Below are 13462 nucleotides of genomic sequence, written 5' to 3' on the forward strand. Positions count from 1 at the left end.
TTCCCGAGGACATGACTGGTTTATTGGCTTGGTTTGCTGGCTGTTGGCTGCAGCCACTCCGAAAAAGCTTCGGTCTCCCCAAGCCTGTCCCAAAACCAGAGCAATGCCTTGCCTGCGTCGTCATTGTGCTTGGCAAGATGGAGCATCACTGGGGGCCGTATTTCTGCGACGGGGAGGACGACCAGGTTACCTTTTGCAATTTCGCCACGAATGCGCGCTTCGGGCAACCAACCGACGGCAAGTCCGGCCGCCTGAATGGCTATCTTCTGGTCAATGTTGGTGACCGTCAGCGTGCGCTGGCGTCGGAAGATCCCGGCTGAGCCGGCAGGTAAGCTCCGGGAGCTGTCTGCCGCCACTGCAGCCGGGTACTGCGCAATATCTTCTTCCCGCAGAGCATGGGTCACTTTGGTCAAAGGGTGGCCGGGGGCGACAGCGTAAACAAACGGCATCTCCCCTAGACTCTTCGTGGTAAAGGGGCCTGCCGGTTTGCTGAGCTGATCTGCTCCGAAGATCAGGTCCACTCTGCGGCTCTGGAGCGCGTCCCAGGCACCGGCAAACACCTCTTCGATCAGTTGGACTTCCACCGGCACACCGAGTGCGTAGAACTCTTGGATCGCGGGGAATAGCGCATCCATAGGCAATAGTGAGTTCACCGCAATCTTGAGCCGTGTCTCCCAGCCCTGTGCGACCTGCCTGGTTGTGTGAGCGAGGGCTTCTGTAGCTTCCAGCAAGGCCCGACCCTCATTCAGAAGGTATCTGCCTGCAGGCGTCAGCGCAGCCCGGTGACCGCTTCGGTCGAAAATCGTGACATTCAGATCTTCTTCCAGCTTCTGCACGGTGTAACTGATCGCTGATGGCACCCTGAACAACTCATTGGCCGCACCGGCGAAGCTGCCCTTCCGGTCAATGGCGTCAAGGACTTTGAGGGCATCGATTGTAATAGCTGTGTGCATGTTCGAATAATCTGAATGTGATGGCCAGAATACATCGGTTGTTCGGTTCAGACCTCAGACGTTACCCTCAATCTATTAATCAATTCAACTGTATTGATGTCTTGAGGGTTGTGATATCGACCCGGCGCAATGCAAGCATGACATTTCCGGAGGACAGCATGGGTTTACTAGTGGATGGCCAGTGGCAGGACCAATGGTATGACACCAAGAAAAGCGGTGGTAAGTTCGAGCGTGAAAGTGCCCGGTTCCGGAGTTGGGTGACCGCAGATGGTGCGGTCGGTCCTTCGGGGCGGGGTGGGTTCAAGGCTGAGTCTGGCCGCTACCACCTGTACGTATCAATGGCTTGCCCGTGGGCCCATCGAACGTTGATTTTTCGGGCTCTAAAGGGGCTTGAGCCGCACATTACAGTGTCAGTAGTGCATCCGGATATGGTCGAGAATGGCTGGGAATTCCGCCCCGACGACAAGGCGCACGAGGACAGCATAAATCATGCTCGCTTTCTTCATGAAATCTACACAAAAGTTGCGCCAGACTACACCGGTCGGGTGACGGTGCCCGTACTATGGGATAAAAAGCAGGGTGAGATTGTAAGCAATGAATCTGCCGATATCATCCGAATGCTCAACTCAGCATTCGATGGCGTTGCCAACGTAAATCAGGAGCTCGATTTTTATCCTGACGATCTGCAAAGTGAGATTGATCAGGTCAACCAACGGGTTTATGACACGGTTAATAACGGGGTCTATAAATCTGGCTTCGCGACCGCTCAGGACGTTTATGAAAAGGCCTATCAGGCGCTTTTCGAGTCGCTCGACTGGTTGGATGAGCGATTATCTGATCAGCGCTATCTGGTGGGAAACCGCCTTACGGAAGCTGACTGGCGGCTGTTCACCACGCTGGTGCGTTTTGATGCGGTTTATTTTAGCCACTTCAAATGCAATCGGCAGAGGCTGGCTGACTTCAGGCATTTGTCGGGCTATCTGAGAGATCTGTACCAGGTGCCGGGTATAGCCGATACCGTGGATATAGGGCAAATCAAGCAGCATTACTACGTCAGTCAACGGACGATCAATCCCACGCAGATCGTACCAGTGGGCCCGGCGCTGGATTTCGATGTTCCCCATGGTCGTGAAGAGCTGAGTCCCGATTTCAGGGGTTAGCTACTCAGCCCGTTATGCAACCCGGGCCACTGCGAGTTCAGTCAGTAGCCCGAGAGCTTGCTTATGGGGCGAATCAGGCAGGCTCTCGAGGCACTTGCCAGCTTTTGTGGCATGCTCCTGTGCAAGCTCCAGGGTGTAATTGATTGCACCGGAGCGCTCTACGATGGCAAGAATAGCCGGTAAATCTTTCAGCCCACCCTGTCGGATAGCGGTTCTGATCAGTTTGCGCTCCTCATTGCTGCAATGGAGTATGGCGTATATCAGAGGCAAGGTTGTTTTCCCTTCAGCGAGATCGTCGCCCACATTTTTCCCCATGGATTCGGCGTCGCCCTGATAGTCCAGAACATCATCGACCAGTTGGAAAGCAAGGCCCAAATGCTTGCCGTACTCTTTCATGGCAAGAGCTTGGTCGGCCGGTGCGTTGGCAAGCAGGGCGCCAGCGTGTGAAGCTGCTTCAAACAGCATGGCGGTCTTATTGTGGATAACCGTCATGTACTGGGCTTCGCTGAGGTCCGGGTTCTTGACGTTCATCAACTGCATTACTTCGCCTTCTGCAATGACGGCAGTGGCACTTGAAAGCACCTCCATGACCGGCATGCTGTTGAGCTCAACCATCATCTGGAAGGCACGGGAATAGAGAAAATCGCCCACTAATACGCTGGGCGCATTGCCCCAGCGGGCGTTCGCTGTTTTCTTGCCGCGTCTCAGGTCTGAGGTATCCACCACGTCGTCATGCAACAACGTGGCGGTGTGGAGGAATTCAATGACGGCAGCCAGTTTCAGATGGTTGTCCTTTTCATACCCCAGGGCGCGAGTCGTCAGCAGCACCAATAAAGGACGCAGGCGCTTGCCACCGCTTTCGACAATGTACTGGGCGATTTTCTCAACCAGCGGTACATCCGACGAAAGCCGGTGGGTGATCAAGTCATTTACGCGGCTGAAATCGTCCGCGACGGTGTCATAGATACGCTGCGCTGTCATGCGGCTGATCCGGTCAGTTAAGCAATGAAAAAGGGCGGGTTGGCGGCAATGCTAGGTATTGCGCGTATCAGTGTCAACTTGGCTTGTATTAATGGTTTGCTTTTCGTACAATCACGCGCCCAAACTCATCCCAACCTGCGCTCCCTGCTATAGGGTTGCCGAAGCGCTTCCCTTAGAACCAGGTGGATAAGAGCAGGGATGGGTCAATAGTGGAGATAACCATGTACGCAGTAATCGTAAGCGGTGGCAAACAGCATCGTGTAGTGGAAGGTGAGACCCTGAAGCTCGAAAAGATTGAGACCGAAACCGGCGGTGCCGTTGAATTTGACCGTGTACTGATGATTGTAGACGGCGACACCGTCCAGATTGGCGCGCCAGTAGTAGAAGGTGCAACAGTGACTGCGGAAGTCGTAAGCCACGGTCGTGCGGACAAGATCCAGATCATCAAGTTCCGTCGTCGTAAGCACCACATGAAGCGTCAGGGCCACCGTCAGTGGTACACTGAAGTCAAGATCACGGGTATCAAGGGTTGAGGCTCTCGTTTCCCCCGAACTGAAGGAGGCTAGCAATGGCTCATAAAAAAGCAGCAGGTAGTACCCGTAACGGTCGCGATTCCGAGTCAAAACGGCTTGGTGTCAAGCGCTTCGGCGGCGAAAGCGTGTCTGCGGGCAGCATCATCGTCCGTCAGCGCGGCACTCGTTTCCATGCTGGCTCGAACGTCGGCCTCGGCCGTGACCACACGCTGTTTGCGAAAGCAGACGGTCAGGTCAAGTTCGAAGTCAAAGGTCCTGATAGCCGCAAGTTCGTGAGTATCGTTCCAGCCGCATAAGCTGACGATCTCCGGTTCGGTAGGACCGAAAGCCCCGCAGTGCTTCTCTGAGGCTTGCGGGGCTTTTTTGGTTGTTGATCAGAAAAATCTGTTTTCCGGAAGTGTGACTGATGAAATTTGTTGATGAAGCCACCATTCAGGTGGAAGCTGGCAAGGGCGGCCATGGCTGTCTGAGCTTTCGCCGTGAAAAATATATTCCCCGTGGCGGGCCTGACGGCGGCGACGGTGGTGATGGTGGCTCGGTGTATCTGGAGGCCGCTGAGGCTCTGAATACCTTGGTGGATTACCGCTTTCAACGCCGCTTCAAGGCAGAAACCGGTGAAGGGGGCAGTGGTCGTAACTGTTCCGGCAGCAAAGGTGAAGATCTGGTTCTACCGGTTCCCGTCGGCACCACTGTAGTCGATGTAGATACCCACGAGGTGTTGGGGGATCTTGCACGTGCTGGCGATCGGCTGAAAGTTGCCCAGGGTGGCTTCCACGGACTGGGGAATACCCGCTTTAAATCCTCCGTTAATCGCGCCCCGCGTCAGACTTCTAAAGGTTCAGAGGGTGAATTCCGTAATCTCCGTCTTGAGCTCAAAGTTGTCGCCGATGTGGGCTTGTTAGGTATGCCCAACGCAGGTAAGTCAACGTTCATCCGTTCTGTCTCTGCCGCCCGCCCCAAGGTAGCCAACTATCCGTTCACCACCCTTGTGCCCAACCTGGGTGTGGTGAGTGTTCAGGCCCACCAGAGCTTCGTAGTGGCTGACATCCCTGGCCTGATTGAAGGTGCGGCAGAGGGCGCAGGCCTGGGCATACGGTTCCTGAAGCATCTGGTGCGCACCCGCTTGCTGCTCCATCTTGTTGATGTTGCTCCTTATGATGGCTCCTCACCTGCAGACAACGTGCGCGCTATTGATCGTGAGCTGGAAAAGTTCAGCGAGACACTCTCCACTCGAGACCGTTGGCTGGTTCTGAACAAAGTCGATATGGTCTCTGGCGATGAGCGCGAAGCCCATTGCAAAGCCATTGTTGACCAGCTTGGCTGGGAAGGTCCGGTTTTCCAGATCTCAGCACTCAGCGGTGAAGGTACTAAACCCCTGGCGCAAGCGGTCATGCGTTGGATTGAGCTCCGCGCGGAAGAGGAAGCTGAAAACCCCGACGTTGCGGCAGAGGAAGCCGAGCGTCAGCGTCGTATGGATGAAGAAGCCAGGGCGCAGATTGAGGCCGAAAAACAGGCAAGACGTGAAACCCGCAAGAACAATGGTAGCGATGACGACTTTGAAGATGACGACGATGATGACGATGTCGAGGTCGTCTACGCCCCCGAGTAAAGGCGATAATGCCGAGCAGGACCGCAAGTGACATGAGTCTGATATGACTGAACGCCCGCAACTCTCCCGTGCTCGCCGTCTGGTGGTAAAAATTGGCAGCGCCTTGCTGACTAACGATGGCAAAGGCCTGGATGCCGACGCCTTGGGCGGCTGGGTGGACCAGATCGCTGGGTTGATCCGTGACGGTGTCGAAGTAGTGGTGGTGTCCTCCGGAGCGGTCGCAGAAGGTATGAGCAGGCTGGGTTGGAACGTCAGGCCTGAGCGACTGCACGAGTTGCAGGCTGCCGCCGCGGTGGGTCAGATGGGGCTGGTCCAGATATGGGAGGCCCAGTTCAAGCGCCACAATTTGCCCGCAGCGCAAATCCTGTTAACCCACGATGACCTCTCAGACCGCAAGCGTTATCTGAACGCTCGCAGCACACTGCGTGCTTTACTGGATGTTGGCGTTGTTCCCATCGTCAATGAGAACGACACCGTGGTAACAGACGAAATCCGTTTCGGCGACAACGACACGTTGGGTGCGCTGGTGGCTAATCTGGTGGAAGCGGACGGCTTGATTATCCTCACCGATCAACAGGGGTTATATGACCGGGACCCAAGGCATCACCCGGATGCGCGCTTGATCGATCAGCGGCAGTCGTCTGATACAGGGCTTGATGCGATGGCCGCTGGTGGGGCCGGTATACTTGGTCGTGGGGGTATGCAGACCAAGGTCCGGGCAGCTCGGCTGGCGGCTCGCTCGGGTGCTTTTACCGTCATTGTGGGTGGACGTTTGCCGGATGCGATCTCCCGTCTTCGTCGCGGCGAGCAATTGGGCACCTTGTTGTTGCCCGCGCAGGGGCGGCTGGCGGCCCGCAAGCAATGGTTGGCGAGTCACCTGCAGACTCGGGGTACCCTGATATTAGACGACGGGGCTGTTCGGGTGTTGTGCCAGGGTGGTCGGAGCTTGCTTCCGGTGGGGGTAAAAGCGGTCTCCGGCAAATTCCGGCGCGGTGAGATGGTGTCCTGCACAGATAGTGCAGGCCGTGAGGTGGCCAGGGGGTTGGTTAACTACGATGCCGACGAGGCGCGAGCCATTGCGGGCCGTTCAAGTGATCGTATTACCGAAGTGCTGGGTTATATTTCCGACGAAGAACTGATTCACCGGGATAACCTGGTCATCGTCTGACTTAGAAAGCATGAACTGCAGGTATAAAAAAACCGGCCAAAGCCGGTTTTTCTTCGAAAGATCGCTTATGCGGTCTTCAGGCCTTTGATCTTGGCGACCATGCGGCTCTTCTGGCGGGCAACCTTGTTCTTCTCGAAAACGCCCTTGTTTACCATGCTGTCAATAATGGGCTGACATTTCTGATAAGCGGCCTGGGCTTCTTCGTAGTTACCGGACTCAATGCCGACATTAACCTTCTTCATGTACGTACGCGCCATAGAGCGCAAGCTGGCATTATGCTTGCGATGGTTCTCGTTCTGACGTGCGCGCTTCTTGGCTTGCGGGGAATTTGCCACCGTGTAACTCCTGAAAATAACTGAATGCGTTTCTGGTTCAATCGCGGGCGCGCGAACAACCAGCGCCTCGAATTAAATGACGCGAGATCATGCCGCTTGAGGCCCGGAATGTCAAGTCCGAAGCCGGTATATTGGCGGTTATGTATACTGGGTGATCCGCCCGTCAGAAAGCCTGTGATAAACTCCCGGCCGCCGCTACCCGATGACCAAGGACGACCGCCTTCATGTCGATTAAACCGCCTGACCGTACCTCGCCAGCCGAACCGCCCAAAGCCCCGGGTTTGCTGAGATCATCCGGTGTGGTCGGGATCATGACCATGCTGTCGCGGGTGCTTGGGCTGGTTCGGGATATGGTCATTGCCCGCTATTTTGGGGCGGGGACGGCTGCGGATGCGTTTTTCGTGGCGTTCAAGATCCCCAACTTCCTCCGGCGCCTGTTCGCGGAGGGCGCGTTTAACCAGGCCTTCGTGCCGGTATTGTCATCCTATCGTCATCAACAGTCGATTTCCGAGGTTCGACGCCTGGTGAATGCGGTGGCAGGTTCTTTGGGTCTCGTTCTGCTCGGCGTGACGCTGATTGCGATGCTGGGGGCGCCAGTACTCACTGCCGTCTTCGCGCCTGGTTTTATGGACGACGCCGAAAAGTTCTCTCTGGCCAGTGATATGCTGCGGATTACCTTTCCCTACCTGTTACTGGTTTCTCTGACGGCATTTGCGGGCTCCATCCTGAACAGTTACGACCGTTTCGCGATACCTGCGTTTACACCAGTGCTGTTAAATCTCACGATGATCGCAGCTGCGGTTTTCCTATCCCCACTGATGAAAACCCCGGTGATGGCCCTGGCCTGGGGGGTATTGATTGCAGGGGCACTACAGCTGTTCTTCCAGTTGCCGTTCCTGATGCGGCTGGGATTGTTGCCCCGACCGAAAGTGGATTATCGGCACGAGGGCGTCAAGCGCATACTGACGCTCATGGCACCGGCGCTGTTCGGGGTGTCGGTGAGTCAGATCAACCTGATGCTCGATACTGTGTTGGCGTCCTTTCTTCAAACCGGCAGCGTGTCGTGGCTGTACTACTCTGATCGTTTGGCTGAATTGCCACTTGGGGTATTTGGCATTGCGATCGCGACGGTGATATTGCCAAACCTGTCCAGAAAGCACGCCGGGGAGTCCATTGACCAGTTCACAGCGACTCTGGACTGGGCTGTGCGCGGCGTGTTGCTGATTGGTATGCCCGCGGCATTAGCTCTCGCATTGTTGGCTGAACCGCTTATCGCGACACTGTTTTATTATGGCGAGGTGACTGCTAGGGATGTGGGGATGTCAGCACAGAGTCTGCGAGCCTACTCGGTCGGGCTGCTGGCCTTTATGCTAATTAAAGTGCTGGCGCCAGGGTACTTTGCCCGCCAGAACACCCGGACGCCGGTCAAGATTGGTATCATTGCCATGGTCGCCAATATGGCGATGAACCTGATATTGATTTTTCCCCTTGCCCACGCTGGCCTGGCGCTGGCTACCTCGCTTTCGGCCTGGCTTAACGCTGGCCTCCTGTGGAGGGGTTTGAAGAAAGAAGGCGCATGGCGAAGCCAGCCGGGTTGGCGCAAGTTTTTTCTCCAACTTCTGGCTGCCAATGGAGCGCTCTGCGTGGCAATCGTCTATCTGCAAGCGCCGGTGGCGAGCTGGCTGGCGGCCGGAGGCGTGCAGAGGGCGACAGATATGGCCATTCTGGTAGTGGTCGGAGCACTGGTTTACTTTGTTGCGTTGGCTCTGGCGGGCGTCCGTGTTCGCCATTTCCGTCTTAAGTGAACGGCCATGCCAGCTTGTGGCGGGTAAACCTTATCGCAGCAGGGCAGATAGGTTATAATCGCGTGTTTTCTCACCACCACCCGTTTTAAGGTGCGCTCTACATGCGGCTGATCCGTGGCCTGACTAACCTGAAATCAATGTCCGGGGAAACCAGAGCGTCTCTCGGTAAGGGTTGCGTAGCGACCATCGGTAATTTCGATGGTGTGCATCTCGGGCACCAAACCATTATTGAGCAAGTTCAGGACCAGTCAGAGAAACTCCAGTTGCCGAGTGTTGTGATGGTTTTCGAACCTCAGCCCCGAGAGTTTTTTCAGGGTCGTGAGGCGCCCCCGAGGTTGATGGAGTTTCGCCAGAAACTCGAGGCGTTGGCGGCTCTCGGCGTCGATATCGTACTGTGCATGCCGTTTAACGAACAGTTTCGTCAGTATTCGGGCATGGGATTCATTAAAGATATCCTGATTGATGGGCTGCAGGTCCGGCATCTGGTGGTGGGCGACGATTTCCGGTTCGGGTGTGATCGCTCTGGTGATTTTGCACTGCTGGAGCAGGTAGGCCAGGACGCTGGTTTTACCGTTGAAAATACCCGTACCGTTATGTCCGGCGGCGAGCGCATCAGCAGTACACGGGTGCGCAACAGTTTGCAGCAAAACCGGCTGGAAGAAGTTACCAGGCTTTTGGGGGCGCCTTATTCGATTTCCGGGCGGATCGTCTACGGACGACAGCTGGGCCGTGAGATTGGCGCGCCGACGGCGAATATCATGCTCAAGCATGTGCCGGCGTTACGGGGTGTGTATGTGGTCAATGCAGAGTTGCCCAATGGCATCGCGCGAACGGGTGTGGCCAACATTGGGCTGCGCCCGACGGTAGATGGCAAAGCGCCCACTCTGGAAGTGCACCTTTTTGACTTTGCTGGCACACTGTATGGCCAGCGATTGACAGTGACATTTTTGCACCCATTACGGGACGAAGTGCGTTTTGAGTCCGTAGACTCCCTCAAGACCCAGATAGAACAGGATATGCGTGATGCGCGCCACTGGCTGGCGAGCCGGTAACGGGCATCGAGCCGATCGCTACCCAAAACAGACCGACGACAGAGCACTCACAGAGACCCATGAGCGACTACAAGCACACCCTGAATCTGCCAGATACCGCCTTTCCAATGCGCGGCAATCTAGCCAAACGCGAACCGGACATGCTCAGGCATTGGCAGGAGATCGACCTTTACGGCAGCTTGCGCAAAGCCCGCGCCGGTCGTGAGAAATTTATCCTGCATGATGGCCCTCCCTACGCTAACGGCAGTATTCATATTGGTCATGCGGTCAATAAGATTCTCAAGGACATGATTGTCAAATCCCGTGGCTTCATGGGTTACGACGCGCCTTATGTGCCGGGCTGGGACTGCCATGGTCTGCCTATCGAGCACAAGGTTGAGCAGGAAATCGGTAAGGCCGGCGTCAAGGTGGATTTCAAGACCTTCCGCCAGGCCTGTCGTGATTATGCCACCAAGCAGGTCGCCGGTCAGACAGAAGATTTCGTCCGCCTTGGTGTCTTGGGTGAGTGGGAGAAGCCTTACCTGACCATGGACCCGAAGGTAGAGGCCGATATCATCCGTGCTCTTGGTCAGATTGCGGAAAATGGCCACCTGGTCCGAGGTTTCAAACCGGTTTACTGGAGTGTGGTCGGGCAGTCCGCGCTGGCGGAAGCGGAAGTCGAATACCAGGACAAGACCTCTACCCAGATTGATGTACGCTTCACGGTCGTTGACCAGAAGAAGGCGCAGGCCCTGTTCAGCACCAATGCTGGGGACGGTGATATTTCGGTTGTTATCTGGACCACCACGCCCTGGACCATCCCTGCCAACCAGGCGGTCGCGCTTAATGCGGAGCTTGATTATGCGCTGGTGCAGGTGGACGCTGGCAACGGCCCAGAACGCATGATTCTGGCCGCCGACATGGTGGATGAGATCATGACCCGCTGGACTGTCGAGGGCGCCGAGGTGCTGGCGACCTGCAAGGGTCGTGCACTGGAACACCTGTTGCTGCAGCATCCGCTTTTCGACAAGCAGGTGCCAGTGGTGCTAGGAGATCACGTCTCTACCGAGGCGGGTACTGGCGCCGTTCACACCGCGCCTGATCACGGCGTCGAAGACTTTGTGGTGGGTAAAGAGTACGGCATTGGGACCCTGAATATGGTTCAGGCTGACGGCACCTACACCACAGCAGCGGGTGAGTTCGCTGGCATTCATGTCTACAAGACTGACGCACCGGTCTGCGACGCCTTGACCCGTGAAGGCAAGCTGGTCCGGGCTGAAAAGTTCCGTCACAGCTACCCTCACTGCTGGCGCACCAAGACACCCCTGATCTACCGTGCCACCCCGCAATGGTTCATCAGCATGGACAAGAAGCACCTTCGGCGTGACGCGCTTGAGGCCATCAAAGGTGTCCGTTGGGTGCCCGGCTGGGGCCAGAACCGCATCGAGGCAATGTTCGAGCAGTCGCCGGACTGGTGTATTTCCCGTCAGCGCACCTGGGGCGTTCCCATTACGTTGTTCGTCCATAAAGAAACCCAGGAGCTGCACCCGGATACCCTGAATCTGGTTGAGGCGGTCGCCATTCAGGTAGAGGAAGGCGGCATTGACGCCTGGTATGAAATGGATGCTGCCACCCTGTTGGGCGATGACGCAGCACACTATGAGAAAGTAACCGACACCCTGGATGTATGGTTTGATTCTGGCGTTACCCACGCCTCAGTGCTTCGCAAGCGTTCTGAACTGGGTCAGTTTCCGGCGGATATGTATCTCGAAGGCTCGGATCAGCACCGGGGCTGGTTCCAGTCATCCCTGAAAACCTCGATTGCAATCAATGGCGTGGCACCATACAAACAGGTGCTCACTCATGGCTTCACCGTTGACGGCAAGGGCCATAAGATGTCCAAGTCGGTCGGCAATGTGATTGCGCCGCAGGAAGTAATGAATGAGCTCGGCGCTGATATCCTGCGGTTGTGGGTGGCTGCCACCGATTACAGTGGCGAGATGACGGTGTCAAAAGACATTCTGCGCCAGACTGCCGACGGCTACCGTCGCATTCGTAACACCTCGCGTTTTCTGCTCAGCAACCTGACCGGTTTTGACCCCGCCAGCCACATGATTGCGCCCGACGATATGCTGGCGCTTGATCGCTGGATGGTGGACCGCGCGTTAGTGCTGCAGCGTGAGCTCAATGAGGATTATCAGAACTACGCCTTTATCAAGATCTACCAGAAAGTCTACAACTTCTGCGAAGCCACGCTGGGCGGCTTCTACCTCGATATTATCAAGGATCGCCAGTACACCACCCAGGCTGACAGCCTGGCGCGGCGCTCCTGCCAGACTGCATTGTTTCATGTGGTGGAAGCGCTGGTACGCTGGATTGCGCCGATTCTGAGTTTTACCGCCGATGAAATCTGGCAGCACCTGCCGGGTGAGCGCAGCAAGAGCGTGTTTTTTGAAACCTGGTACGAAGGCCTGAAGGCGATGCCGGAAGAGGCTGAGCTCGGGCGCCAATACTGGAGTGAGCTGTATAGCGTCAAGGAGGCCGTCAACAAATGCCTTGAAGAGGCACGGGGCCGAGGTGAGATTAAAGGCGCACTGACCTCTGAAGTGACGTTGTACTGTGACGACGAACTGGCAGCGAATCTCAACTGCCTGGGGGAGGAACTGCGTTTTGTGCTGATTACCTCGGAAGCAACGGTGCGGCCATTGTCTGAAGCAGCGAACGCGGAGGCTACAAGCCACAAGGGTTTGCAGGTAAAAGTAGTACCTTCAGAGCACACCAAATGTGAGCGCTGCTGGCACCATCGGCCCGACGTGGGTACCCATGCCAGCTATCCTGACCTGTGCGGGCGATGTGTAGATAATGTGGAAGGCCAGGGTGAAACCCGGTCGTTTGCCTGATGGAGCAGGTCATGACCGATAACATCCGGCCTCGGCCCATGTTGCGCTGGCTCTGGCTTGCCGTATTGGTGATTGCTGTCGACCTGGGTACCAAGGCAATGGCGACAGCCTGGTTGACTTACGGCCAGCCAGTGCCGGTAATGCCGATGTTTAATCTGACCCTGTTGCACAACACAGGGGCTGCGTTCAGTTTTCTGGCCGGAGCTGATGGTTGGCAACGATGGTTTTTTGTAATCCTGGCGCTGGGGGTCAGTGGGGTGCTTGTGCGCTGGCTCAGTACTTTGCGCCAACATGAGACCTGGATGGCGATCGCTATCGTATTGATCCTTGGTGGTGCGCTGGGGAACGTCTACGACCGGATCGTTCATGGTTACGTGGTCGATTTTCTGCATTTGCACGCAGGCGGCTATCATTTTCCGGCCTTCAACATTGCCGACTCGGCAATCACCATTGGCGCCGTTATGATGATTATCGACATGTTTCGTAACACATCCAGCCACAATGATGACGGAGATGCCGCCTGATGAACGAATTACCGATAGACAAAGGCACCCGTGTTACCCTGAACTTTGCGCTCAGGTTTACCGATGATGAAGTTATTGATACGACGTTCGACAAACAGCCAGCAGTGCTGGAAATCGGTGATGAAAACCTGCCAGAGAATTTCGAGGCCTACCTGATTGGCATGAAAGCTGGCGAGAAGGCGACCCACGAAGTGCCCCCGGAAAAAGCGTTCGGACAGCATAATCCAAGCAACATGCAGATGTTCAAACGCTCGGACTTCAGTGCCGACATGGTGCTTGATCCCGGTGTGATGATTTCCTTCGCTGACGCCCGCCAGCAAGAACTACCGGGTGTTGTGCAACACGTGGAAGGGGATCAGGTGACCATCGACTTTAATCATCCCCTGGCCGGGCGTACACTGGTATTCGAAGTTGAAATCATTGACGTGGAGCTGGCTCAGGCCGCCCACTGACCACGAAAGAG

At 56.0% G+C, this 13462-nt stretch carries 13 protein-coding genes; 10 read left to right on the forward strand and 3 right to left on the reverse strand.

The genetic code is table 11. The features are described 5' to 3' along the window. Positions 1-20 precede the first annotated feature (20 nt). Positions 21-953: a LysR substrate-binding domain-containing protein gene (locus WEB64_RS10400; protein ID WP_368061124.1), complete on the reverse strand. Its 933-nt coding sequence runs from the start codon at positions 951-953 to the stop codon at positions 21-23. Between the two features lie 158 nt (positions 954-1111). Here WEB64_RS10400 and WEB64_RS10405 point away from each other — a divergent pair, with 158 nt between their 5' ends. Next, positions 1112-2113 (forward strand): glutathione S-transferase family protein, encoded by a 1002-nt coding sequence (locus WEB64_RS10405; RefSeq protein ID WP_368061123.1) that lies wholly within the window; start codon positions 1112-1114, stop codon positions 2111-2113. Positions 2114-2125: 12 nt separating this feature from the next. Here the strand turns inward: WEB64_RS10405 and WEB64_RS10410 are convergent, their stop codons facing one another. Next, positions 2126-3094: a polyprenyl synthetase family protein gene (locus WEB64_RS10410; RefSeq protein WP_368061122.1), complete on the reverse strand. Its 969-nt coding sequence runs from the start codon at positions 3092-3094 to the stop codon at positions 2126-2128. Positions 3095-3315: 221 nt separating this feature from the next. Here WEB64_RS10410 and rplU point away from each other — a divergent pair, with 221 nt between their 5' ends. The 4 genes from rplU (at position 3316) to proB (ending at position 6404) form a co-directional block, all read left to right on the forward strand. Beyond that, complete coding sequence (gene rplU, locus WEB64_RS10415) at positions 3316-3627, forward strand: 50S ribosomal protein L21 (protein WP_368061121.1); 312 nt, start codon at positions 3316-3318, stop codon at positions 3625-3627. A gap of 35 nt (positions 3628-3662) precedes the next feature. Then, the gene (gene rpmA, locus WEB64_RS10420) at positions 3663-3923 is read left to right on the forward strand and encodes a 50S ribosomal protein L27 (protein ID WP_152208349.1); all 261 of its coding nucleotides are present in this window, start codon (positions 3663-3665) and stop codon (positions 3921-3923) included. Positions 3924-4033: 110 nt separating this feature from the next. Beyond that, positions 4034-5236 carry an Obg family GTPase CgtA gene (gene cgtA, locus WEB64_RS10425; RefSeq protein ID WP_368061120.1) on the forward strand — a complete coding sequence of 401 codons (1203 nt, stop codon included), beginning with the start codon at positions 4034-4036 and terminating at the stop codon, positions 5234-5236. Between the two features lie 43 nt (positions 5237-5279). Then, entirely contained in the window at positions 5280-6404 is a 1125-nt protein-coding gene (proB, locus tag WEB64_RS10430; RefSeq protein WP_368061119.1) for a glutamate 5-kinase, read from the forward strand. Positions 6405-6469: 65 nt separating this feature from the next. Here the strand turns inward: proB and rpsT are convergent, their stop codons facing one another. Continuing rightward, a complete protein-coding gene (rpsT, locus tag WEB64_RS10435; RefSeq protein WP_368061118.1) occupies positions 6470-6739 on the reverse strand; it encodes a 30S ribosomal protein S20 in 270 nt (89 codons plus the stop codon). 224 nt (positions 6740-6963) lie between these two features. Between rpsT and murJ the strand changes: the two genes are divergently transcribed. From murJ to WEB64_RS10460, 5 genes are all read left to right on the forward strand, one after another. Next, entirely contained in the window at positions 6964-8544 is a 1581-nt protein-coding gene (gene murJ / locus WEB64_RS10440; RefSeq protein ID WP_368061117.1) for a murein biosynthesis integral membrane protein MurJ, read from the forward strand. A 101-nt stretch (positions 8545-8645) separates the two neighbouring features. After that, positions 8646-9596 carry a bifunctional riboflavin kinase/FAD synthetase gene (ribF, locus tag WEB64_RS10445; RefSeq protein WP_368061116.1) on the forward strand — a complete coding sequence of 317 codons (951 nt, stop codon included), beginning with the start codon at positions 8646-8648 and terminating at the stop codon, positions 9594-9596. A gap of 59 nt (positions 9597-9655) precedes the next feature. Further along, entirely contained in the window at positions 9656-12475 is a 2820-nt protein-coding gene (gene ileS, locus WEB64_RS10450) for an isoleucine--tRNA ligase (RefSeq protein WP_368061115.1), read from the forward strand. Then, a complete protein-coding gene (gene lspA / locus WEB64_RS10455) occupies positions 12475-12999 on the forward strand; it encodes a signal peptidase II (protein ID WP_368061114.1) in 525 nt (174 codons plus the stop codon). The genes ileS and lspA overlap by 1 nt, the downstream gene beginning before the upstream one ends. Further along, positions 12999-13451 (forward strand): peptidylprolyl isomerase, encoded by a 453-nt coding sequence (locus WEB64_RS10460; RefSeq protein ID WP_368061113.1) that lies wholly within the window; start codon positions 12999-13001, stop codon positions 13449-13451. Before lspA ends, WEB64_RS10460 begins: the two co-directional genes overlap by 1 nt. The last annotated feature ends 11 nt before the right edge of the window (positions 13452-13462 follow it).

It is taken from the genome of Marinobacter sp. (assembly GCF_040882185.1).
Classification (GTDB): Bacteria; Pseudomonadota; Gammaproteobacteria; order Pseudomonadales; family Oleiphilaceae; genus Marinobacter.

Bases quoted from the DNA above. Each gene is read 5' to 3' on its own strand.
- WEB64_RS10400 (WP_368061124.1), bottom strand. From the start codon at position 953: ATGCACACAGCTATTACAATCGATGCCCTCAAAGTCCTTGACGCCATT.
- WEB64_RS10405 (WP_368061123.1), top strand. From the start codon at position 1,112: ATGGGTTTACTAGTGGATGGCCAGTGGCAGGACCAATGGTATGACACC.
- WEB64_RS10410 (WP_368061122.1), bottom strand. From the start codon at position 3,094: ATGACAGCGCAGCGTATCTATGACACCGTCGCGGACGATTTCAGCCGC.
- rplU (WP_368061121.1), top strand. From the start codon at position 3,316: ATGTACGCAGTAATCGTAAGCGGTGGCAAACAGCATCGTGTAGTGGAA.
- rpmA (WP_152208349.1), top strand. From the start codon at position 3,663: ATGGCTCATAAAAAAGCAGCAGGTAGTACCCGTAACGGTCGCGATTCC.
- cgtA (WP_368061120.1), top strand. From the start codon at position 4,034: ATGAAATTTGTTGATGAAGCCACCATTCAGGTGGAAGCTGGCAAGGGC.
- proB (WP_368061119.1), top strand. From the start codon at position 5,280: ATGACTGAACGCCCGCAACTCTCCCGTGCTCGCCGTCTGGTGGTAAAA.
- murJ (WP_368061117.1), top strand. From the start codon at position 6,964: ATGTCGATTAAACCGCCTGACCGTACCTCGCCAGCCGAACCGCCCAAA.
- ribF (WP_368061116.1), top strand. From the start codon at position 8,646: ATGCGGCTGATCCGTGGCCTGACTAACCTGAAATCAATGTCCGGGGAA.
- ileS (WP_368061115.1), top strand. From the start codon at position 9,656: ATGAGCGACTACAAGCACACCCTGAATCTGCCAGATACCGCCTTTCCA.
- lspA (WP_368061114.1), top strand. From the start codon at position 12,475: ATGGAGCAGGTCATGACCGATAACATCCGGCCTCGGCCCATGTTGCGC.
- WEB64_RS10460 (WP_368061113.1), top strand. From the start codon at position 12,999: ATGAACGAATTACCGATAGACAAAGGCACCCGTGTTACCCTGAACTTT.